This window comes from Maricaulis sp. W15 (assembly GCF_001924955.1).
Taxonomy (GTDB): domain Bacteria; phylum Pseudomonadota; class Alphaproteobacteria; order Caulobacterales; family Maricaulaceae; genus Maricaulis; species Maricaulis maris.
In genome coordinates, this window is sequence record NZ_LQXG01000001.1 from 214048 (window position 1) to 235328 (window position 21281).

Annotated in this window: 19 protein-coding genes; 9 read left to right on the top strand and 10 right to left on the bottom strand. The window is 63.5% G+C overall.

What is annotated here, in order from left to right:
* Window positions 1-19: 19 nt before the first annotated feature.
* The 8 genes from AWH62_RS01050 to ykgO form a co-directional block, all read right to left on the bottom strand.
* A complete protein-coding gene (locus AWH62_RS01050) occupies window positions 20-1012 on the bottom strand; it encodes an alpha/beta fold hydrolase (RefSeq protein ID WP_233128218.1) in 993 nt (330 codons plus the stop codon).
* A 3-nt stretch (window positions 1013-1015) separates the two neighbouring features.
* Complete coding sequence (locus tag AWH62_RS01055; protein WP_075188605.1) at window positions 1016-1594, bottom strand: hypothetical protein; 579 nt, start codon at window positions 1592-1594, stop codon at window positions 1016-1018.
* Between the two features lie 72 nt (window positions 1595-1666).
* Window positions 1667-2119: a response regulator gene (locus tag AWH62_RS01060; RefSeq protein ID WP_075188606.1), complete on the bottom strand. Its 453-nt coding sequence runs from the start codon at window positions 2117-2119 to the stop codon at window positions 1667-1669.
* Window positions 2116-4728, bottom strand: a complete 2613-nt coding sequence (locus AWH62_RS01065; RefSeq protein ID WP_075188607.1) for an ATP-binding protein — start codon at window positions 4726-4728, stop codon at window positions 2116-2118. The genes AWH62_RS01060 and AWH62_RS01065 overlap by 4 nt, the downstream gene beginning before the upstream one ends.
* Before the next feature lie 137 nt (window positions 4729-4865).
* A complete protein-coding gene (locus tag AWH62_RS01070) occupies window positions 4866-5954 on the bottom strand; it encodes an acyl-CoA dehydrogenase family protein (RefSeq protein ID WP_075188608.1) in 1089 nt (362 codons plus the stop codon).
* 2 nt (window positions 5955-5956) lie between these two features.
* Window positions 5957-7138, bottom strand: a complete 1182-nt coding sequence (locus AWH62_RS01075; protein WP_075188609.1) for an acyl-CoA dehydrogenase family protein — start codon at window positions 7136-7138, stop codon at window positions 5957-5959.
* A 217-nt stretch (window positions 7139-7355) separates the two neighbouring features.
* Window positions 7356-7970: an HAD family phosphatase gene (locus tag AWH62_RS01080; protein WP_075188949.1), complete on the bottom strand. Its 615-nt coding sequence runs from the start codon at window positions 7968-7970 to the stop codon at window positions 7356-7358.
* Window positions 7971-8076: 106 nt separating this feature from the next.
* Entirely contained in the window at window positions 8077-8202 is a 126-nt protein-coding gene (ykgO, locus tag AWH62_RS01085; RefSeq protein WP_075188610.1) for a type B 50S ribosomal protein L36, read from the bottom strand.
* Between the two features lie 360 nt (window positions 8203-8562).
* On the opposite strand from ykgO, the gene AWH62_RS01090 reads away from it, so the two are divergent.
* The 6 genes from AWH62_RS01090 to AWH62_RS01115 all read left to right on the top strand — a co-directional run bounded on the left by AWH62_RS01090 (window position 8563) and on the right by AWH62_RS01115 (window position 16223).
* Complete coding sequence (locus tag AWH62_RS01090; protein ID WP_083634891.1) at window positions 8563-11145, top strand: TonB-dependent receptor; 2583 nt, start codon at window positions 8563-8565, stop codon at window positions 11143-11145.
* Window positions 11146-11215: 70 nt separating this feature from the next.
* Window positions 11216-12112 carry a hypothetical protein gene (locus AWH62_RS01095; RefSeq protein ID WP_075188611.1) on the top strand — a complete coding sequence of 299 codons (897 nt, stop codon included), beginning with the start codon at window positions 11216-11218 and terminating at the stop codon, window positions 12110-12112.
* A gap of 64 nt (window positions 12113-12176) precedes the next feature.
* Window positions 12177-13349: an iron-containing alcohol dehydrogenase gene (locus AWH62_RS01100; protein ID WP_075188612.1), complete on the top strand. Its 1173-nt coding sequence runs from the start codon at window positions 12177-12179 to the stop codon at window positions 13347-13349.
* 74 nt (window positions 13350-13423) lie between these two features.
* Window positions 13424-14200, top strand: coding sequence for a DUF1194 domain-containing protein (locus tag AWH62_RS01105; RefSeq protein ID WP_121209646.1), 777 nt, complete (start codon window positions 13424-13426; stop codon window positions 14198-14200).
* Window positions 14197-15009: a DUF1194 domain-containing protein gene (locus tag AWH62_RS01110; RefSeq protein WP_233128220.1), complete on the top strand. Its 813-nt coding sequence runs from the start codon at window positions 14197-14199 to the stop codon at window positions 15007-15009. Before AWH62_RS01105 ends, AWH62_RS01110 begins: the two co-directional genes overlap by 4 nt.
* Window positions 15006-16223 carry a lytic murein transglycosylase gene (locus tag AWH62_RS01115; RefSeq protein ID WP_075188614.1) on the top strand — a complete coding sequence of 406 codons (1218 nt, stop codon included), beginning with the start codon at window positions 15006-15008 and terminating at the stop codon, window positions 16221-16223. The genes AWH62_RS01110 and AWH62_RS01115 overlap by 4 nt, the downstream gene beginning before the upstream one ends.
* Here AWH62_RS01115 and AWH62_RS01120 read toward each other — a convergent pair whose 3' ends face one another.
* Entirely contained in the window at window positions 16224-17558 is a 1335-nt protein-coding gene (locus tag AWH62_RS01120; protein ID WP_233128221.1) for an MFS transporter, read from the bottom strand.
* 126 nt (window positions 17559-17684) lie between these two features.
* On the opposite strand from AWH62_RS01120, the gene motA reads away from it, so the two are divergent.
* From motA to mnmD, 3 genes are all read left to right on the top strand, one after another.
* Window positions 17685-18557 (top strand): flagellar motor stator protein MotA, encoded by an 873-nt coding sequence (gene motA, locus AWH62_RS01125; RefSeq protein ID WP_075188615.1) that lies wholly within the window; start codon window positions 17685-17687, stop codon window positions 18555-18557.
* Between the two features lie 119 nt (window positions 18558-18676).
* Entirely contained in the window at window positions 18677-19243 is a 567-nt protein-coding gene (locus tag AWH62_RS01130; protein ID WP_075188616.1) for an alpha/beta hydrolase, read from the top strand.
* Window positions 19240-20994 (top strand): tRNA (5-methylaminomethyl-2-thiouridine)(34)-methyltransferase MnmD, encoded by a 1755-nt coding sequence (gene mnmD, locus AWH62_RS01135; protein WP_075188617.1) that lies wholly within the window; start codon window positions 19240-19242, stop codon window positions 20992-20994. The genes AWH62_RS01130 and mnmD overlap by 4 nt, the downstream gene beginning before the upstream one ends.
* On the opposite strand, the gene AWH62_RS01140 is transcribed toward mnmD, so the two are convergent.
* Window positions 20979-21218 carry a hypothetical protein gene (locus AWH62_RS01140; protein ID WP_143742849.1) on the bottom strand — a complete coding sequence of 80 codons (240 nt, stop codon included), beginning with the start codon at window positions 21216-21218 and terminating at the stop codon, window positions 20979-20981. The genes mnmD and AWH62_RS01140 overlap by 16 nt on opposite strands.
* Between the last annotated feature and the right edge of the window lie 63 nt (window positions 21219-21281).

Consider the following 21281-nt stretch of genomic DNA (forward strand, 5'->3'; position numbering starts at 1 on the left):
GAACCAGCCCTTCGCGGCCTCAAGCGGCGGGGCCAGTCATCGCGGCTTTTCCCGACAGATAGGCAGCGCGTTGCCGGATATCCGCGACGGCTTTCGCAACCCGCTCCGGGTGATGATGGTGGAGATTGTGACCGGCGCCGGAGATCCAGTGCGCCCGCGCGCGCGGCATGCGCTCGGCCACCATGCCGCCATGGCGATGCGACCACAGCACGGTATCGGCCCGGGCGAGCAGGATTTCGGTGGGCTGGTCGATATCCTCATAACGATCCTCCTGGGCCTCCAGGTGGAAATTGACTCGCATCATGTCTCGCGAATTGGCCCGCCAGGTGCGTGGCCGAAGCAGGAGCGGCAGCGCCGAGCGTTCGACATAGGCCTCCGGCACCGGTTCGGGATGGAAGGCGCTGGCGACACCGCGTCTGGCCTGGGCCTCGCCGGTCAGTGGCACGATGACATGGGTGATCAACGGCCCCAATACGGGCCAGAAACTGGCCGCGTTGAACCAGGCGGCATCACCGATCCAGGCCGACAGGGCCGGTGCAATCAGCACGAGGCCTTTGACTTGAGCCGGATGATCCATCGCCAGCCGCATGGCGATCGCGCCGCCCCAGGAATGCCCGATAACGGTGACGGGGCCGCAATCCAGCGTCTCAAGCAAGCGCGCGATCAGGGCGGCCTCTGTTTGCGGACTCCAAGGCCCGGCCGGGCGTTCGCTCCAGCCAAGCCCCGGTCGGTCGAGCCAGATCACAGACTGATCTGCCAAGCTGTCGGCCAAGGCGAGATAGGGTTCTTCCAGGTTTGACGCGGCCCCGTGCAGGACGAGAACCGCAGAGCCGTCCGTCGGCCCGGTCCGGCGCACATGCAGCCGGGTACCGTCTATGGTGATGAAATCGGCGCGCGGTGGGAACCGGGTTTCGATACGCTTGACGGCCCGCCGGGCGGCACAGATCGCGAACCCGGCCAGAATGGCGAGCGCGGCCACACTGCTGATCAGGACCGGGTCGGTCAGCACCACCGGTTAGAGGGCCCGTCCGGCCTGCAGGGCGAGCAGGCGGTCACGGGCTTCGATGGCACCGGGATGGGCCGGATAGATGGCGAGCGCATCTTCATAAGCTTCCAGCGCTGCCTCGACTTCATTGGCCCGCTCAAGCAGTCGGGCGATGGTCAGATAGGCGTCGTAGCGGCGCGGTTCGAGGGTCAGGGCCGTGTTCAGCGATTCCAGCGCATAGGCCCAGTCTTCGGCCTGGGCGGCCATGCGACCGGCGGCAAGCCAACCTTCCGCAAAGCCCGGATCGATCTGGGTGACGTGATCATACATGCGCGCGGCGATATCGGCGTTGTCGGCCTGCTCGGCTGCGCGTCCGCGATCCATCAACAGGGCAATCGTCGCGCTGCCGGAATGGGCCCACAGGGCATGAATTTCATCGATCAGCGGCGCGGCTTCGCGCGGGCCGGCCTCGGCGAGCGCATCGAGCCGTTCGGTCAGGCGGACTTCAGGCGTCTGGAATTCGGTCTGCGGTGCGATCTGAACGTCGGCCGCAGGCGCGTCCTGCAGCGTGGTCGGGAATATCAGGCCGGAGAGAAGCAGCTGGATCATGGGCAAAACATAGCCCGGCCATCGGCTGCGTCCAGATGTCGTGTCCACATGATGGACGAGATTTAAGCCGGATCAGTGGGTGCCGTTCCCGTGCGGCGGCAGCACGGCGGTCGCAAACCAGAAGCTTTCAACCGCGTCGACGATCTCCTCATAGCCCAGCGCGTCAAACGGTTTGGTCAGATAGGCGTTGGCGTGCAGGGCGTAGCAGTTCTCGATATCGAGCGGCGAGGAAGACGTTGTTAGGACCAGAACCGGAATATTGGCCAAGCTATTGTCTGTCTTGACGGTTTTGAGGACGTCCCGGCCATCGATCTTGGGCAGGTTGAGGTCAAGCAGGATCAGGTCCGGCACCGGCTTCTCGGCATGTTCCCCAAGGCCGCGCAAGCGCTGCAGCGCCGCTTCGCCATCGCGGACGACTTCCAGTTCGTGGCGCGCGCGACCACGTTCGAAGGCGTCGCGGACGAGGAATTCATCGCCGGAATTGTCTTCCACAAGCAGGATTTTGGCGGAGCGTGGCATCTTCATTGATCTTGTTTGTCTGGTCCGGTCTTCGGGAGTGTGAAGCGGAAGACACTACCGCAGGGTTCATTGTCTGAAACAGTTAGCACGCCGCCATGCGATTCAACAATTTTTCGGCAGATCGCCAGACCCATGCCGCTGCCGGGATAGGTGTCGGGTGAGTGCAAACGCTTGAACGGCATGAAAACCTGTTCGCGATACTCGGGCTTTATCCCGATCCCGTTGTCGGTGATTGATAGGCGCCAGGCATCACCGACATCCTCGGCGTCGATGGTGATGTGAGCATCTTGGCCGACGGGCTGGAATTTCACCGCATTGCCGATCAGGTTTTGCAGTAACTGCCCGAGTCGCGCAGGATTTCCGCGTACCACCGGCAGCGGTCCGATTTTGATATTGTCGCGGGCGGCCTGTACTGACGGGCCGAGCGTGTCGAGCGTGCTGGTGACCAGCTGCGCCAGATCGACATCGCGATTCATCATGTCGACGTCGGAATTGAGACGGCCATAGGCCAACAGGTCGGTGATCAGTGCCTGCATCCGCACGGTGGCGTCGAGCGTGTGGCGGATATAGGTCCGCCCCGCCTCGTCGAGATTGTCATTGTAGCGACTGGCCAGGAGCCCGGTGAAGTTCGAGATCAGCCGCAGCGGTTCCTGCAGGTCATGACTGGCGACGAAGGCAAAGCGTTCCAGTTCTTCGTTGGCACGGGTCAGGCGTTCGATGAAGCGGTCACGATCGGCCTCGGCCTCCAGCCGCTCGGTAATGTCGCGCATGATCGTCACATCGCCCAGCGACCGGCCATCGGTGTCGCGGATCACTTCCGACGAATATTCGGCGAAGAAGTCGCTACCGTCCTTGCGACGGAAGCGCTCGACGCCGCTATGCTGGTCCGACTCCCGACCGCGCAGAACGAGGGGGCAGCCGGCGCGCGCATGCGGTTTGCCATCCATGTCCACCGGATGGATGAGGTCATGCACGTTCCGGCCGGTGAGCTCTTCGGGTTCATATCCGAGCAGTTTGGCCGCCGCCGGGTTTACCAGAACGCCGCGACCGTCCGCGTCCAGACCCATGATCGCGTCTGCGGCGTGTTCCAGGATGAGCGACAGGTTACGCGACAGGGCGAGCGTTTCCGCGGTCTTCTCGTCGACGAGGCGTTGCACCAGATCCGTCCGCGCTGTCGACAACAGGGCGAGGGCGTTGAGCACGGAGACAAAACACAGGCCGACCACAATCACGGCCCAGGAGACCCAGTCCTGCTGGGCGGCAAGGAAGCGGTCGGTTGCGACATAATCAATGCGCCAGATCTGGCCTCCGAGCCGGAATTCGCGGCTCGTTGCGAGCGGGCTGTCAGCCGGTGCTGACCCGTATTGCCAGGCCGTAGACCCGTCCGCCGCAAGCCCGTTGACCCGATAGTTGTAAACCTGCCTTTCGCGCTGAAAGGCTCCGGTCAGGATGGCGTCGATGCGGAAGGTTCCGATCGCGACGCCTTGCAGGTTTTCCCGGCGTTGTGCGACGTCGTCGGGCAGGCTTCGCCCTGAAAAGGCCGGGATCGCCAAGGCCAGCCAGGCCGTATGATCGTCTCCGCGCAGTGATGATGCGGAGAGCGTGCCGGAGGCAAGCAGGTCGTCTATGAGGTCGGTCAGGCCCTCAAAATAGAAATCGGTGACCAAGCGGCGTCCGGCCGCCACCGGGATGCGTCTGCGGGTATCAAACAGAAGGTGATCGACCGGGGCGAGAATGGCGTGGCTTGATCGCGAGTCCGCGTCCTCGACAACAAGCCAGTGGACCGAGTTGACGCTGTCGAACTGGCCGAACGCGATATCGATGAATATTTCAAACTCGTCGCGGGTCACATTCTCCGAGGCAGCAAAAAAGCCTTCCAGTGATTCAAGGCGGCGACGGGCGCCGTTCAGGCGTTCTTGCAGGGCGATGTGGTCTTCGGTGACCTGGGCGTTGAACAATTCGTCACGCCGCTCGATGGCATTGATGCGGGCAAGTGAAAACAAGCCGATCCCGATGGCACACAATAGCAGAAAGGCCAGCGCGACATTGCGTTTTCGGGTTCGGCTGACCCGCTTGCTGGCAAACAGGAGCAGGATGATCGGGGTCAGCGAGGCGCACGCCACCGCGTTGCCGGTCCAGTTGCGCAGAAAAGCCGTAAAGAAGTCGAGTTGGGGGGGCGCAAATCCGCCGATGGTCAACCAGGCTGAGGCCAGGGCTGCGCCGCACATGCTGGCGAAAATGGCGCCGAACGCGATCAAGCGGATGAGTTGGGCGCCGGATTCGAGCGACAGGTCTGACCGGTCGCCAGGATGGATGAGGCGTTTGGCAATCACGGCCTGCACAACGGCCGCCGCAGCGAGTCCGAAACTGCCGGCAAGCGAGCGGACCAGCCCCGCATCCAGGACATAAAGCCCGTAGGGCAGTGTCAGGGCGAACATGCCAAGCGCGATCGCGGGCAGGGCGCGGTGACCGACAATCAGGACACTGGCAAGACCGACAGCGCCGGGCAGCCAGACCGGGGCCAGGAAGCCCGGGGGTATGGCAAGCAGGAAGGAGCCGACGCCGACGATCAGATAGGCGATCAGTATGATCGCATTGGCCCTGAGATCACGCATTAGCGCAATCGCCTCCCGCGTCGCTGCTATCGGTGACGCCCGCGGGTATGATTGAAGCGCAATTCTGTCGGTCCGACAAATATTTGCGCAGGCATGCCGTAACGGGCCGGCCTGTCACCGGCCCGTCAATCGGCGGCTCAGGCGGTTCCGGCGAGGTCGGACAGGGCCATCGCCGTGCGCAGCTGGTCTTCGGTATCGCCCAGCTGGTGGTCGATCATGATCAGGCGTTTGGCGTAGTGCGACCCGGAATACTCCCAGGTCATGCCGATCCCGCCATGCATCTGCACCGCTTCCTCGGCGACCAGCTTGCCGGCCCGGCCGATCAGGTTCTTGGCCTGGGCGACGGCCAGGGCGCGGGCCTTGGCATCATTCGAGTCCAGCTTGGCGGCGGCATGGATCGTGATCGAGCGCGCCTGTTCGATCTCGATGGAGAAATCCACCAGCCGGTGTTGCAGGGCCTGGAAAAGCGCAATCGGGCGACCGAATTGCTGGCGCTGCATGAGGTAGTCCTTGGTCATGACCTTGAGGACATCCATGGCGCCGACCGCTTCGGCGCACAGCGCAACGCGACCGGCATCCAGGGCGAGCTCGATGGCGGCACGGGCGTCTTCGGCCAGGCAGCGAGCCTTGGACTTGTCGAGAATGATCTCGGCCGCCCCGGCGCCGTCAATCATGGCATAGGGCAGGACTTCGGCGTCGCCTGCAGCAACCTCATAGAGGCCGAGCGCACCCTTGGCCGATTTGGCGGCGATGAGCAGGTAATCAGCACTATTGCCGCCATAGACCACCGTTTTGCGGCCGGTCAGCGTGTCGCCGTCGGCGCTGGTGGTGATGCTGTCGAGATCGCCATAGGCGTCGCTCTCGTCAAAGCCGAAGGCCGCCTTGTCGGTTCCGGCGATGATGGCTTCGACGCGCTCAGCCTCGCCATGGGCGGCATAAAGGCGCAGGGCCATAAGATTGCCCAGCATCGGTTCCGCACAGATGGCGCGGCCCATCTCCTCGAACACGGTGGTGATGTCGAAACCGGCACCACCGAAACCGCCATCATCCTCGGAAACGAGGGCGCCGAGGATACCCAGTTCGGCCAGTTCGGCCCATTTGGCCGGGTCGTGGAAGACGCCTTCATAGGCGACCTTGTTGCGATGCTCGATCGGATATTGCTCGGCCAGATAGCGACGCAGGCTATCACCGATCATGCGGCGATCTTCAGTCGGCGTGAAATCCATGATCAGGCTCCGAATGTTTCTTTGGCGATGATATTGCGCTGGATCTCGTTCGATCCGCCAAAGATCGAGAGTTTGCGATTGTTGAAGTAGTTGGCGGCATTCGACGCCGCTTCCGCCGGGGCAATGGCGTAATTGCCGATCACATCCTCTGACGGGAAGGGCGCCGCCGTGGCGCCGAGGGCGCGGCGTGCCAGGTCATTGATGGCCTGGCGGATCACCGTGCCCTTGATCTTCAGCATGGACGAGACCGAGCCCTGCGCGTCGGCCACGCCGGATAGCATGCGCAGATTGGTCATCCGCATCGCTTCCAGATCGATCTCGACCTCGGCGATCTTGGCCGCGAAGATCGGGTCCTGGGCCAGCGGCTTGCCCTTGCGCTTGACCTTGCGGGCCAGGGCCTTGAGCTGGCTGAGCGCCTCGCTGGAGGCGCCGACGCCGGCGATATTGGTGCGCTCGTGGCCGAGCAGGTATTTGGCGATGGTCCAGCCCATATTCTCCTCGCCGACCATGTTGGCGGCGGGCACGCGAACATCGGTGAAGAAGACCTCATTCACCTCATAGCCGCCCTCGATCAGCTTGATCGGACGCATTTCAATGCCCGGCGTGTCGAGATCGACGAGGATGAAGGAAATGCCCTCCTGGCGCTTGCCTTCGGTCGAGGTGCGCACGAGGCAGAAGATCTTGTTGGCGAACTGGCCCAGCGTGGTCCAGGTCTTCTGGCCATTGATGATGTAATCATCCCCATCGCGGATGGCGCGGGTCTTCAGGCTCGCCAGATCGGAACCGGCGCCCGGCTCGGAATAGCCCTGGCACCACCAATCCTCGCCCGACAGGATGCGCGGCAGGATGGTCGCCTTCTGTTCCTCGGTGCCGAATTTGATCAGCACCGGGCCCAGCATGCTGAGGCCGAAGGGAACCGTGCGCGGCGCGTTGGCACGGGCGCACTCCTCTTCGAAGATATGCATGTGGACCGAGTCCCAGGTCGTGCCGCCGTGCTCGACCGGCCAGCCCGGCGCCAGCCAGCCGCGGCTGTTCAGCGTCGCGTGCCAGCCTTCCAGGTCGGCCTTGTTCAGGTCGCGACCATTGCGGACCTTGGTGGCCAGCTCCTCGGACAAATTCTCCTTGAGGAAAGCCCGGACTTCCGCACGGAAAGCCTCTTCCTCGGGGGTGAAATTCAGATCCATCTTGTTTCTCCTCGCGCCCTGTTATCGACCGTATTCACGACGAAGGCGGGGCCTGGTCTTGTGCCGGGTCCGTGCCGCTTTCGATGACTGGGTATGTATGTAAATCAAAACCTGTCGGTGTGAATAGTGCGCACCTGCAGCAATTGGTGCGGCGCTGCGGCGCAGGTCAGGGTGACGTAAGGGGAAGTTTGGCCCGGGCGAGACCCGGGCGGCGGCGTCAGGCCGAGACGAGCAGGCCGCGCGATTCGAGGGCGTCGCTCAGCGCCGCCTTGCCGGTAAACAGCTCGGCATCGAAACCATGTGCCCGCGCCGCGTCGACATTGGCCTGCCGGTCGTCGAAGAAGACAACCTCATGCGGGGCATGGGGAAGACGGGCTTCGGCAATCGCGTAGATCTTGGGATCCGGCTTGATCACGCCTTCATGCGCCGAGACGATGACGTCGCGCATATGCGCCATCTGCGGGTAAAGGCGGTGGACCGGTTCAACCCATTCGGCCGGCAGATTGGTCAGCGCGTATTGCGGCACGCCGTGGGCGGCGAGGGCGTCCATGATCTGGGGCGTGCCGTCGATGGCGCCGTTGAGCATTTGCTCGAAGCCCGTCTCCCAAGCGCGGATGGCGTCTTCGAGATGGGGATGGGCCTCGATCAGGGCGACACGGTTATCGGCCATGGAGACGCCGCGGTCATGCTCAGCATGCCAGTCCATGGTGCAGACATTGTCGAGAAAATTCCGGCACTCGTCGTCAGTGGCGAAGAGTTTCGAGTAGAGATAGGCGGGCGACCAGTCCAGGAGGGCATTGCCGAGATCCCACAGAACGGCTTTCGTCGTCATGGCCATCTCCTCAACGCAAAACCCGCGCACCTTTTCGATGCACGGGGCAAGCGGCGTAAAAGCTGATAAGCGGGCGCGCCCCGGTGGGGCGCTGCCGACGCGTCGACTAACCGGCGCGCGCTTTGAAGCGCGGATCGGTCTTGTTGATCACGTAGATGCGGCCACGGCGCTTCACGACCTGGCAATCGCGGTGGCGGTTTTTCAGCGATTTGATCGAGCTGCGGACTTTCATCGTATGGCCTTCGCATTAGAAGCGTAATTCAACGGAGCGCGGTGGATACTGGAGCAATAGCGGCCTGTCAACACGATCCGCCTGCGCAACTCGGCCGGACTGCAGTTCTCTCGCTGGCGGATTTCAGTCGTGCCTGGCGTCATTCTGACGGTGTACGTAGGGAGCGGTTCAGCACTGCGCGCGAAATGCCGATCTCTTTTCTGCGAATATTTCGTGAATTTGAAATTTTCAGAATATTGATATCAACCATAGATGATTGTGTGCTTTCTCAATTCTTCAAAACGTTAATAAATCGTCTCCTCTTTGTTACGTTTCGATCCCATATGCGGCGCGGTAACGCCTGGATAGAGGGGATCAATCATGGCGACTGCATACTCAAACGGCTTCAAGGCCGCTCTGCTAATCGGAAGCGCCGTTCTTGCGGCACCGGCTATCGCACAGGACCAGGCGGCGTCGGAAGACGTGGTCACGGTCTACGGTCAGGCGCTGTCGATCCAGCGGGCCATCGAAGCCAAGCGTGAGGCTGACGGCATCCTCGATGCGGTGGCCCAGGATGATATCGGCCGCCTGCCGGACCTCAATATTGCTCAGGCCATCGTCCGCGTGCCGGGCGTCGCGGTCCAGAACGACCAGGGCGAATCCCGCTTCCCGATCATCCGCGGTCTCAACGCCACCTATAACCGCACCACGATTGATGGCGGCATTGTCGCTTCGCCGGAGCGCGGCGGTTCGGCCCGCGCGGTCCCGCTCGACCTGATCCCGGCCTCGCTGGTCGGCAGCATCGAAGTGCGCAAGTCGGTGACGCCGGATCTTGATCACAACGCCATCGGCGGCACGATCAATCTGGTCACTCGTTCGGCCTTTGACAGTGACGGCCCGTTCTTCGTCGGCGGTCTGTTCATGGGCAGGCATGAGAGCGCTGGATCCGGCACCACGCTGGACGAAGGCGATCAGGTCCAGCCCTGGCGCGGCAATTTCGCGGTCGGTACGACCTTCGGTGCGAATGACCAGTTCGGCGTTGTCTTCGGTGTCGACTATTCAATCCGCAATTTCGAGATCACCCAGGTCGAAGTCGATGATGCCGACTACACCGAATTTGACGCCACCGGCGCCAATGTCGGCCTCGGCAATGGCAATGGTTTCGTTGTCCCGACCAATAACCGCCTCTTCCTCTACAATAATGTGCGCGAACGCCTGGGCCTGTCCGGTCAGTTCGAGTGGCGCGCCAGCGACGCCCTCCACCTTGATGCCGGCATTTCCTACAACCAGTACAATGACAGCGAACGCCGCGACGAAGAGACCTATGAGCTGGGCACCAGTGGTGCGTCCTCGCAACCGGCCGTGATCCGGGACCAGACCGCCACATCCGGTATCACGGACACCGGTTATGGCTTTATCGGCATTGGCCGCTTCGTGCTCGACCGTGAAATCCTGTCGCTGCGCGCGGGTGCCGACTGGGTGCCGGCCGAGAACTGGCTGATCGAAGCCAATCTCGTCTACACCGAAGCCGAGCTCGACAATCCGGAAGTGACGGAAGGTTTCCGCACCGGAACCGGCTATGGTGCGCGTTACGACACCTCGCAATTCTTCAACACGTTCAGCCCGCTCGATCCGGCTGCCTATAACGACCTGTCCAATTGGAACCACGTCAATCGCGGCACGCTGGACCGTTTTGCCGAAGACGAAACCCGCGAATTCCGCCTCGACGCGACCTGGACCGATGGGCTGGTCGCCGGTCTCACCCTGAAGGGTGGCCTGCTGAGCCGGTCGATCGAAAAGTCGGAAGGTTTCACCTTCGAGCGTTTTGTCGCTGATCCGGCCGCCAACTATACGCTGGCGGATGTTGCCGACCCGCAACTGGCCAATCTGGTCTGGCAGGGCGGCTATCGCTTCGAGAACCGGATCGATCTTGACGCTTCCGACGCCTTCTTCGGCGCCAACACGTTCAACTCCGTGCTGACTTCGCAGAGTGGATCGTCGGCCAATGAAGACGTCAATGCCGTCTACGCCATGGGCGATTATCGCTCGGGCCGCTGGCAGTTCATCGGCGGTGTCCGCATCGAGCAGACCGAATGGGATGGCGCGCCGCTGGGCGGCACGCGGGTTTCCGGCGATTACACGGATGTCCTGCCGTCGCTGACGGTCCGCTTTGACGTGAATGATGACTTTGTCCTGCGGGCCGCGGCCTCGCAGACGCTGGGCCGTCCGAACCTCAACGAGCTGACCCGGGGCGAAAGCATCAACCTGGTCGACAACACCATCTCGCGCTCCAATCCGGACCTCGCGCCGCGCCAGTCGACCAATTTCGACCTGTCGGCCGAATGGTACATCCCGCACGGCATCCTTGCTGCCGGTGTGTTCTACAAGGACATCCAGGACGAGGTCTTCGTTCAGACCACACAGGGTCCGATCGTGGTGGACGGGGTCACCTATGACGCCCTGACCCAGCCGGAAAATGCCACGGGCGCCGAAATCCTCGGCTTCGAAGCACAGTATCAGCAGACGCTGGCCTTCCTGCCGGGTCCGTTCAGCGATTTCGGTGTCGCTGCGAACGTCACCATTCTCGACACCGAGTTTGAAGTGCCGACCGCAACGGGCAGCCGGACGACCGGTTACTTCCAGCAGCCGGACCTGACCTACAACCTGACCGGCTTCTACGCGACCGAGGCTTTCGAGGTCCGCGTGTCCTACAATTTCACGGACATGTTCCTCGACACGATGAACGCCAACAATCCCAATCTCGACGAGTATTGGGAAGAGCGTTCGCAGGTTGACCTGCAGGCCCGCTTCAACCTGACCGACCGCTTCACGCTGATTGGTGAGGTCCAGAACCTGACCGACCAGGGTCGTCGCGAACTGACCGGTCCGGACGCGCAATACCTGCAGGAAGATGCCGAGTTCGGCCGCACCTTCTGGGTCGGCTTCACCGGCGCCTTCAACTAGGCCGCATCACAGCAACAGCACCCGGGCGCTCTCATGCGCCCGGGTGTCTGTGCGTTTGAAGGAGACAGAGATGACATTGAACATCAAAAGCCTTGGCCTTGGCGTCGCATTGGCAGCCGGTCTTTCCGGCATCGCTGCGGCGCAGCCCGACCTGCGCTCGATCCCGGTCTATGAGGCCCCCGAGCCGGTTGTGCTCCGGGCTGTGACGCTGCACAGCTTTCCGGCCGTCGAAGCGGGCCAGGGCGCGGCGGTCGATGACACGCATTTCTACGCCATCGTCAATTTCGCCATCGGCCAGTATGACCGCGAGAGTGGCGAGCGGGTCGGCGGCTGGATCGGTCCGCGCCGTGGCCTGATCGGCCATCTCAATTCCTGTTTCGAGGAAGAAGGCCGTCTCTACTGCGCCAATTCCAACCATCCCGAAGTGCCGATGGCGAGTTCGGTCGAGGTTTTCGAAACCGAGGGAATGACCCATGTCGACAGCCATAGCCTCGGCCTGATGGATGAGGGGTCGCTGACCTGGTTCGACCATTATCGCGATGGCTGGATCGTCGGCTTCGCCCACTATAACGACGAGACCGGCGAGCCGTTCAAATCCAACGCCTATGGCGGCGTGCACACGTTTGACGCCCAATGGCGCCGCACGGGTGGCTGGCGACTGCCGCCGGCCTTGATTGAGCGCATGGCACCGCAAGCGGCCTCCGGCGGAGCGATCGGGTCTGACGGCCTGCTCTACGTCTTCGGCCATCACGTGCCGGAGCTTTATGTGCTGGCCCGTCCGGCGATGGGACCGACCCTGCTGCATGTCGCGACCATCGAGCTGGAGGCCGAAGGCCAGGCCTTTGCCTTTGATCCGGCCGATGACCGCGTGATCTGGGCGATCAGCCGCCCCAACCGGGAAGTCCGCGCCATCCGCCTGCCCGAGGTCAGCCTGACCGATCCCGATGCCCGGCGCTTTGACGACTGACGCCGTGCTGGCTTGACCTGCCGGGTCGGGTACCGCTCAATCGCGGGCCCGACCCGGAGCTTTCATGACCCATTCGATTGTCCTGCCACGCCTGATCCGGACCGGAAGCGGTGCGCTCGGCCAATTGCCCGACTTGTTGACCGCTTGCGGCGTGAAACGTCCGCTCATTGTCACCGACGCCACCATGGTCGAGCTCGGCTATCTCGCCCGTCTCGGACAGGGTCTGGCGCAGGCCGGGATCAAGTCCGGCCTGTTCGACGCGACCGAGCCGGAACCGACAGAGACCTCCGTGTTGGTTGCCGAGGCTATTTTGCGAGCCGGTTTGGACGGGCAGGCGTTTGACGGTCTGGTCGCGCTTGGCGGCGGCAGCGCCATTGACACGGCCAAGGCGCTTGCGGTGCTCGGCCCCCATGGCGGCCGGATGCGGGATTACAAGGTGCCCAGGATTGTCGATGAGCCCGGCCTGCCGGTCATCGCCATTCCGACCACGGCCGGGACCGGCTCCGAAGCGACCCGCGTCACGGTGATCACCGACCCCGACAATGACGAGAAGATGCTGTGCATGGGTCTGGCCTTCATGCCGGTTGCGGCGATCCTTGATCCGGACCTCACCCTCTCTTTGCCGCCGCGGGTGACGGCAGATACCGGCATTGACGCGCTGACCCATGCCATCGAGGCCTATGTCAGCCGCAAGGCCTCACGCTTCTCGGACCAACAGGCATTGGCGGCGATGCGCCTGATCGCGCCCAATCTGCGCCGCGCCTTTCATGACGGGGAGGATCGGCAGGCCCGCGAGGCCCTTCTGATCGGGGCCTGTTTTGGCGGCATCGCCTTCTCCAATGCGTCTGTGGCGCTGGTACACGGGATGAGCCGGCCGATCGGTGCCTTCTTCCATGTCCCGCACGGGCTTTCCAACGCCATGCTGCTGCCGGCGGTGACGACCTGGTCGATCCCGGCCGCGCCGACACGTTATGCCGACTGCGCGCGGGCGATGGGCGTTGTTGGCGACGGTGTGAGCGATGAGATCGCCAATACGGCGCTGCTGGATGAGTTGCGGGCACTGAACGCCGAGCTGGGCGTGCCGACACCGGCGGGTTTCGGTATCCAGCCGGAGCGCTGGCAGCAATTGCGGCCTCTGATGGCCGAACAGGCGCTGGCCTCGGGATCACCGGGCAATAATCCGCGCATTCCGACCCATGACGAGATCATCGCGCTTTATGATGAGGTTTGGGGGTAACACCCGGGCGCCAAGCGCTTGCCTTACAACATCGAAAGTTGCCGGGGCTGAAGGCGCTCCATAATGTGCGCGCCATGACAGGCTTGGGTAATACGGGTGCCGCCGTTCTGGCGGCCTTTTTCGTGGCTGCGTCCGCTGCATCGGCGTACCAGCCCGGTTCCATCGATGTTGATGTCGAGCTCGTGCTCGCCGTCGACATTTCCTATTCCGTGGACGAGGAAGAGGCGCAGCGTCAGCGCGAGGGCTATGTCGCCGCGCTCGCGTCTGAAGACGTGATCCGCTCGATCCAGGGCGGGCCGCTGGGCCGGATCGCTGTGACCTATGTCGAATGGGCCGACAGCGGTTTCCAGCGGGCCGCCGCCGACTGGATGGTGATCGGTTCGGAAGAAGATGCGCTGACCTTTGCCTCGCGCGTCGCCGCTGCGCCACTCGAACGTGGGCATTACACCGCGATCGGTGCGGCGCTGGCCGATGCCGTCAACCGGATCGAGAGCAATGACTACAATGCGCCGCGTCTGATCGTCGATATTTCCGGCGACGGGCCGCAGAACCAGGGCCTGCCGCTGGAACAGGCACGGGCGATGGCCGATGCGGCGCATGTCGTCGTCAATGGCCTGCCCGTCATCTCGTCGGGCGATGGCCGCTGGGTGCGCCCGGTCGAGGTCAATCTGGACGACTATTTCCGCGATAATGTGATCACCGGGCCGGGCGCATTTGTGCTGCCGGCGCGCACCGAGGCCGAGTTCCGCGAGGCGATCCTGCGCAAGCTGATTATCGAGATCGCCGGTGCGCTCCCGTCGCCGGGCGAAGTTGATGCCGAGTACGGAATGGTCGTGGGCCGCGCCCCGTGACGGCCGGTCGGCCAATTCTGCGCACGCTCGTTCTGGCAGGCAGCGCCTGGTTGATGCTGGGCGCCGGCGACCGGGCGCCTGCGCCTTGGGTCGGGGAAGCGCGTCCGCACGAATACACCGATGATGGTCGTGAACTTGTTGACCTGGAACTTGTGCTGGCTGTCGATGTGTCCTCCTCGATCGACGAGACCGAGGCGCGCCGCCAGCGCGAGGGGCATGTGGCAGCCCTTGCCGACCCCGATATCATCTCGGCCATCCAGAGCGGTGGCTATGGTCGGATCGCGGTGGTCTATCTGGAGTGGGCCGATGCCGATTTCCAGCGTGTCGTGGCGCCCTGGACGGTGATCGAAACCGAAGAGGATGCCCAGATCTTTGCCGCCACGCTGGCGACGGCGCCTTTCATCTCCGGACGCCGGACGGCGATTGGCGCGGCCATCGACAGTTCCGTCGGCCTGATGCAGGACAATGCTTTTGAGGGCGTGCGCCAGGTTATCGATATTTCCGGCGATGGTCCGCAGAATTCCGGTCCCAGCCTGAGCCTGGCGCGGGAGCGGGCGGATACGGCCAACATCACCGTCAACGGTCTGCCGATCACCAATAACCGCCAGCATCCTTTCCGGCCTTCAGTCTCGATTGATGTCAGCGCCTATTTTGAAAATCAGGTGATAACCGGACCCGGTGCCTTCATTTCGCCAAGTAATGAGCATGATGATTTCGTGGACGCGCTGCGGCGCAAGCTTATTATCGAAATCGCCGGGCTCGATCCGACCCGTTTTCTCGAGCCGGCTGTGCGTGTGAGGAATGGATGATCCGTCGACTGCTTGTACTGGCCGCCAGTTTTTCCCTGATCACTGCCGGTGCGACCGCCCAACCCGAAGGTGAAAGTTTCGCGGACTGGCTTGGCGGGTTCCGGACCCGGCTTGTGGCGTCCGGCGTCGAAGACGCCACGGCAGCCGCCATGCTTGACGGGCTGCGGCCGGAAATGCGGATTATCGAGAGCGATCGCAGCCAGCCGGAATTTGTCCGCCCGCTCTGGTCCTATCTCGACATCGCGGCATCGGACCTGCGTATCTCGAATGGTCGCGCCGCCTTTGAGGAAAACCGTGATGCGGTCGACGATATCGCCGCCCATTTCGGTGTCCGGGCCGAAATCCTGATTGCGATCTGGGGGCTGGAAAGCTCCTACGGCGCGATTCCCGGCAATAACGACATCGTCCAGGCGCTTGCGACCCTGGCCTGGGAAGGGCGCCGCCGGTCCTGGGCCGAGGCCCAACTCTTCGCCGTCGCTGAAATGCTCGAGTCCGGCTATGCCACACGGGCCCAGCTGACCGGTTCCTGGGCTGGTGCGATGGGGCAGATGCAATTCATTCCGACGACCTATCTCGAGCGCGCCCACGACTGGGACGGCGATGGTCAGCGCAATATCTGGACCGATCCGGAGGACGCGCTTGCCTCCGCCGCCAATCTCCTCGCCCGCGAAGGCTGGCGCGTTGGCGCACCGACCCTGCTGGAAGTCCGCGTTCCGGCCGAGTTCGACTTTGCCGCTTGGGATCCGGGCCAATCACGCCTGGTCAGCGAGTGGGCCATGCTGGGCCTGCTGCCGGCCGCCGGTGAATGGCAGGCCGACCATCTGATGCGGGCGGCGCGTCTCGAATTGCCCGCCGGCGGGCAGGGGCCGGGCTTTCTGACCTTTCCCAATTTCCGCGTCATCAAGCGCTATAATAACTCCACCTCCTACGCGATCGGCGTCGCCCACCTGGCTGACCGTATCGCCGGCGAGGCCCCCCTGGTCGGTCCGTGGCCGCTTGATAATCCGCCGATCAACCGCAGCCAGACGCGGGAAGTCCAGGCCGGCCTGAACGCGCTGGGCTTCGACAGTGGAACGCCTGACGGTTTGGCTGGTCCCAATACGCGGGCCGCCCTGCGCGCCTTCCAGCGCGCAAACGGTCTGCTGGCCGATGGCTATCTCGGGCGGACGATGTATGAGGCGGTGATTGCGGCGCAGGCCGGAAACACCGACTGATCAGACCTCGGGTTCGATCTCGACCACATCCACCGCGCGCCGGATGCCGGGATGGTACCAGGCGATGAGGGCGGCGATCACGCTCAGCACGATGGCCACGTAGTAGGGCACCAGATGGCCGAGCTGATTGTACATGGCCAGACCGCCAACCGGGCCGATGATGAAGCCGAGGCCGGCTGTCGCGGTGGTCAGTCCGGCGACGCGGCCCTGTTCTTCCGGCTCGACCGCAATCGAGGCGCCGCCGACAAAGCCCGAGCGTGACAGGCCGAAGGCGAAGCTGATCAGGATATAGGCCGTGACGATGCCGGCATAATTCGGGGCGATGATCATCAGGGCGAAGCCGGCAATGGTGATCAGCGCTCCGATGGCCATCAGGACGCGCGCACTGGCTTTCATCGCCGGAATGACGACAAGCTGGGCCACAATCAGGGCGCCGGCCCCGGCCGCCAGGGCGATGGCCGACATTTGCAGCCCCTGGGCCTCATCGAGCACCAGCGTGTCCATGATGAAAAAGGCCAGGGTCGACAGGCTCAGCGATTGTACGATCCAGGTGACGCAGCCATAGCCGACGAAGGGCGCGATCCGCGGGTCGGCGGCAAAGGCGAATTGCTTGAACGGATTGATCGGACGGTTTTGCTGTTTCGGTGGGGATTGTTCCGGCAGGAAATGCCAGACCGCCCAGGCGCCCAGTGCGACGGTCGCCGAGATGATGACCATGAAGATCGGCACGCCCACCAGTTCGACCAGGGTTGCCGCCAGGGTCGGGCCGATCACGGCGCCCATGCCGAAGGCGGCGGTCAGTCCGGCCAGGGCCTCGGTGCGTTCAGCCGGTGAGGTCCGGTCGGCGACATAGGCTTGAGCTGCCGGGTTGGTGGCCGAGCCGAGGGAGCCAAACAGGGTGCGGGCCAGCGCCATCGCGAAGATCGCCGCCAGCGGCGGCACCCAGCCACTCTCCCCGGCCCAGGCGGCGCCGGCAAAGATCAGGGTCGAGCAGGCAAAGGCCGACAGGCCGAAAACGATGAAGGGCTTGCGCCCGCGCCGGTCGGACAGGGCGCCCCAGATCGGCGTCATGGTCATGAACAGGACGGCGGACACCGTGTAGATCGCGCCAACCCAGTATTCCGGCACAGCCAGTCCGCGCGCCAGCGGCGGCAGGATGGCGAACAGCATGTTATTGCCGATGCCCGTCGCCATCAGGCAAAGGAAGAGCAGGCGAAAGGCCTTGCGGCGTTCGGCGTGGCTGGATGGATTGGCGGGATCATAGGGCGGCGTCATGCGGCAGATGTAGACCGCGTGGTCCGGCGGCGTCCAATGCCAATCCCGAAAGGCCGCCATCTGATTTTGCGATGGCCTCCGGTAAACAGCCATCTAACGCCCGTTCAACCGGACATTAAGCTTAACCCGTCATAGTACGCTCAAATCGGGTGGAGAAACCGCCCGGAAAGCGTGGTGGACGGGTAGATGTTTCAGATTATCGGCATTGTCGTCGTTTTCGTGATGGTGTTTGGCGGCTTCTCGCTCGCCGGCGGACATTTCGACGTTATTTTGAAGGCCTTGCCCTTCGAGATGATGATGATTGGCGGCGCCGCCGTCGGGGCTTTCCTGATCGGCAACAAGCCGAAAACCGTGATGAAAACCCTGGGCGACCTGTCCAAGGTCTTCACCGGTCCCAAATGGAAGGGGCAGGACTATACCGACCTCTTGTCATTATTGTTCTTGCTAACAAAAACAATGAAGACAAAAGGGGTTATTGCGCTCGAAAGTCATATCGAGAACCCCACCGAGAGCACAATTTTCACCCGCTTCCCACGCATCATGAAGGACCATTTTGCGGTCGACTTCATCTGCGACACGCTGCGCATGATGACCATGAACCTGGAAGATCCGCACCAGGTTGAGGACGCGATGGAAAAACAGCTGGAAAAGCACCATCACGAAGCCGCCGACCCGGCCCATGCCATGCAGACCATGGCCGACGGCCTGCCGGCCCTGGGCATCGTTGCTGCCGTGCTGGGCGTGATCAAGACGATGGGCGCGATCGAGAGCCCGCCGGCGGTGCTGGGCGGTTATATCGGTGGCGCGCTGGTCGGGACCTTCCTCGGCGTCTTCATCGCCTATGGTTTTGTCGGCCCGTTCGCAGCTTATATGCAGGCCGTCTATGACGAAGAGCACGCTTTTTACAAGATCATCCAGGATGTGCTGGTGGCGCATCTGCACGGCAATGCCGCCCAGATCTCCGTCGAGATCGGCCGCGGTGGCGTGCCCTCCAAGATGCAGCCCAGCTTTACCGAGCTGGAAACGGCCCTGGACGCAATTCCCGCCGAAGCGGCCTGATCAAACAAGGCGCACACGGGTTACTGGCGCGGAGCTGAAAGGCTCCGCGCCTTTGTTTTTGTGCAATCGCTCGCCCTGTCGGGGCTGGCAGCCGCCGAAATTGGGGTTAGAAGAGCGGCATGAAAATCAAGGATTGCGAACTTCTCATCGTGCCGGGCCTCGGCAACGCCTCGCCCTTCCACTGGCAAAGCCGCTGGCAGGACAAGATGTCCACCGCGCGCCGCGTCGAGCAGGATGACTGGGATCTGCCACGGCGCGAGCATTGGGCCAATCGCCTGATCGACGAAGTCGAGAAGGCTGAAAAGCCCGTCATCCTGATTGCCCATTCGGTTGGCGTTTTGACGGTTGCCCATGCGGCCCCAGCCCTGGTCAACAAGGTGGCCGGGGCCTTTCTCGTGGGTGCCTCCGATTGGGAACGTCCCGAGCTCAAGGACAAGTATGGCGATCACGGCTTCGACCCGGTGCCGCGCGTGCCGCTCGGCTTTCCCGGCCTGATGCTGGCCAGCTCCAATGATCCGTCCTGCAATATACTGAAGGCGGAAGCTTGGGCGCGTGACTGGGAGGTTCGTTTCGGCAATGCCGGCGAGGCGGGTCATTTCGAGGCCGAGAGCGGGCATGGCCCGTGGCCGGAAGGCTTGATGGCTTTCGCCAAATTCACCCAATCCCTCGGCACGACACCGCAATGACCCCGGACGGGCTTTATTGCCAGCCCGCCTTGCTCGACTGGTCTGCCGAAAGCGGCCCGCGTGCCCGTGATTATGGCGATGTCTATTTTTCCGCCGAAGATGGCCTGGAAGAGACGCGCGCGGTCTTCCTGCGCGCCTGCGGCCTGCCGGACGCCTGGGCCGGACGGCGCAATTACACCGTCGGCGAGCTCGGTTTTGGCACCGGCCTCAACGCCTTGGGCTTGTGGCAATTGTGGCGCGAGACCCGGCCGGATGATGGCTGGCTTGACCTGGTCTCGATCGAGAAACACCCGCTCGACCGGGCCTCGGCTGCGCGCGCCTTCGCGGCGTGGCCGCAATTGGGCGAGCTGGCCGGGCGCCTGCTGGCGCAATGGCCAAGCCGTCTGAAAGGGCCGCAGCGGCTTGTCTTCCCTGAAGACCGGTTCGCGATCACGATTTTCCAGGACGAGGTCGAGGCCGCGCTGGCGCAGATGGATGGTCCGGTAGACGCTTGGTTCCTTGATGGTTTTGCGCCTGACCGGAATGCCGCCATGTGGTCGCAGCCTGTCTTCAACCGGATCGGTGAGCTGTCGGCACCGGGCGCCCGGATCGGCACATTCACGGTCGCAGGCTTTGTCCGGCGCGGATTGGCCGAGGCGGGATTCTCGGTTGCCAAACGCCCGGGCTTCGGGCGCAAGCGAGAGCGTCTGGAGGCAATCTGGCCGGGTGAGACGGTGGCCCGGTCGGGATTGCAGGCCGCGGGGCCGGTCGCCGTTATTGGTGCCGGTATCGCCGGTGCGAGCCTGGTGCACGCCCTGGCTGCGCGCGGCATCGAGACGGTGTTGATCGGCGCGGCGGATGCGCCGGGCGGCGCCTCGAATGCACCGGCCGGCCTGTTGACGCCGCGTCTGGAAAAAGCCGACCGCCCGCATGTCCGAGCGACGATGGCGGCCTTTGATTTTGCCCGTCGCCTGTATGAGGGTCGCGACGGGTTTCACGCCGAACCGGTGATCCGCCTGCCCAGGGATGCGCGCGAGGCGGCGCGTTTCGCGGTGCTGGCCGATTGGCTGCCGGACCATCTTGACTGGCAGGATGACCGCCTGGTGATCAGCTGTGGTGGACGGTTTGAACCGTCCCGCCTGGTCTCCGGCCTGATCGGTGCCTGTGATCGCCAGGACTGGCAATTCGGTCATCACGAGGCGGGTGGTGATGGTGTGCGCCTGTTCGACCGTGACGGTGTGTGCCGGCTTGAGGCGGCGCATCTGGTGATTGCCGCCGGGGCGGCTTCCCAGGCCTTCCATGGCGACATTTCGCCCAGCGCCGGGCAGGTCGCGGTATTTGAGGGGCCGGCGCCGGCCTCACCGGTCAGTTGGGGGCATTATGCCTGCCGGGCGGGCGACGGCGTGCTGGTCGGCGCGACCCATCTGCGCGGTGAGGCGGCGGCACCCGATGACGAGGCCGAGGCGTCCTTCCGGACGGCCATCGCCGAGCGTTTGCCAGACCTCGCGCTGGGGCGTGTGACGGAGCGGTGGAGCGGTGTGCGGGCTTCGACGCCGGATCGTTTGCCGGTGGCGGGGATGCTTGGCGACAGGCTGTCCATCCTGTCAGGGTTTGGGTCCCGCGGTTTTGCCCATGCGCCCTTGCTGGCGGAAGATCTTGTCAGCCGCATAACCGGCGGTGCGTCGGTGTTGGCGGCCGATGCGCGGGTGGTGTTGGGGCCGCAGCGGTTTGCCGAGCGGCGAGCGCGCAAGGCCGGTCAGACGACCGGCTGATAACGCGGCGCCTCGCTTGGTCCGATATGCAGCATGGCGATCGGGCAGGCCGAGACCAGGCAGGAAACATCCAGATCAAAATCGACGCCATGGGTCCGGGAAACTTCGACGCCCACCGGCCCGAATGACACCGACACGGCCGCGCCGGCGGCATAGGGCAGGGCAACCGGCAGGCCGAGCGCGCCCGAAAGAAGTCCGGCGATAATCGCGGATTTCGTCAGCATCATCCTCTCCCCTCACATCAAGGCTTCGACCTGTGATGCCGCCAAACGTGCATTTGGATGCAG

What these genes read in the sequence shown, in the direction of transcription:
- AWH62_RS01115 (WP_075188614.1), top strand. Translation starts at nt 15,006, where the DNA reads ATGATCCGTCGACTGCTTGTACTGGCCGCCAGTTTTTCCCTGATCACT.
- AWH62_RS01105 (WP_121209646.1), top strand. Translation starts at nt 13,424, where the DNA reads ATGACAGGCTTGGGTAATACGGGTGCCGCCGTTCTGGCGGCCTTTTTC.
- ykgO (WP_075188610.1), bottom strand. Translation starts at nt 8,202, where the DNA reads ATGAAAGTCCGCAGCTCGATCAAATCGCTGAAAAACCGCCACCGCGAT.
- AWH62_RS01080 (WP_075188949.1), bottom strand. Translation starts at nt 7,970, where the DNA reads ATGACGACGAAAGCCGTTCTGTGGGATCTCGGCAATGCCCTCCTGGAC.
- AWH62_RS01140 (WP_143742849.1), bottom strand. Translation starts at nt 21,218, where the DNA reads ATGCTGACGAAATCCGCGATTATCGCCGGACTTCTTTCGGGCGCGCTC.
- AWH62_RS01055 (WP_075188605.1), bottom strand. Translation starts at nt 1,594, where the DNA reads ATGATCCAGCTGCTTCTCTCCGGCCTGATATTCCCGACCACGCTGCAG.
- AWH62_RS01120 (WP_233128221.1), bottom strand. Translation starts at nt 17,558, where the DNA reads ATGGCGGCCTTTCGGGATTGGCATTGGACGCCGCCGGACCACGCGGTC.
- AWH62_RS01070 (WP_075188608.1), bottom strand. Translation starts at nt 5,954, where the DNA reads ATGGATTTCACGCCGACTGAAGATCGCCGCATGATCGGTGATAGCCTG.
- AWH62_RS01100 (WP_075188612.1), top strand. Translation starts at nt 12,177, where the DNA reads ATGACCCATTCGATTGTCCTGCCACGCCTGATCCGGACCGGAAGCGGT.
- motA (WP_075188615.1), top strand. Translation starts at nt 17,685, where the DNA reads ATGTTTCAGATTATCGGCATTGTCGTCGTTTTCGTGATGGTGTTTGGC.
- AWH62_RS01130 (WP_075188616.1), top strand. Translation starts at nt 18,677, where the DNA reads ATGAAAATCAAGGATTGCGAACTTCTCATCGTGCCGGGCCTCGGCAAC.
- AWH62_RS01090 (WP_083634891.1), top strand. Translation starts at nt 8,563, where the DNA reads ATGGCGACTGCATACTCAAACGGCTTCAAGGCCGCTCTGCTAATCGGA.
- mnmD (WP_075188617.1), top strand. Translation starts at nt 19,240, where the DNA reads ATGACCCCGGACGGGCTTTATTGCCAGCCCGCCTTGCTCGACTGGTCT.
- AWH62_RS01065 (WP_075188607.1), bottom strand. Translation starts at nt 4,728, where the DNA reads ATGCGTGATCTCAGGGCCAATGCGATCATACTGATCGCCTATCTGATC.
- AWH62_RS01060 (WP_075188606.1), bottom strand. Translation starts at nt 2,119, where the DNA reads ATGAAGATGCCACGCTCCGCCAAAATCCTGCTTGTGGAAGACAATTCC.
- AWH62_RS01095 (WP_075188611.1), top strand. Translation starts at nt 11,216, where the DNA reads ATGACATTGAACATCAAAAGCCTTGGCCTTGGCGTCGCATTGGCAGCC.
- AWH62_RS01075 (WP_075188609.1), bottom strand. Translation starts at nt 7,138, where the DNA reads ATGGATCTGAATTTCACCCCCGAGGAAGAGGCTTTCCGTGCGGAAGTC.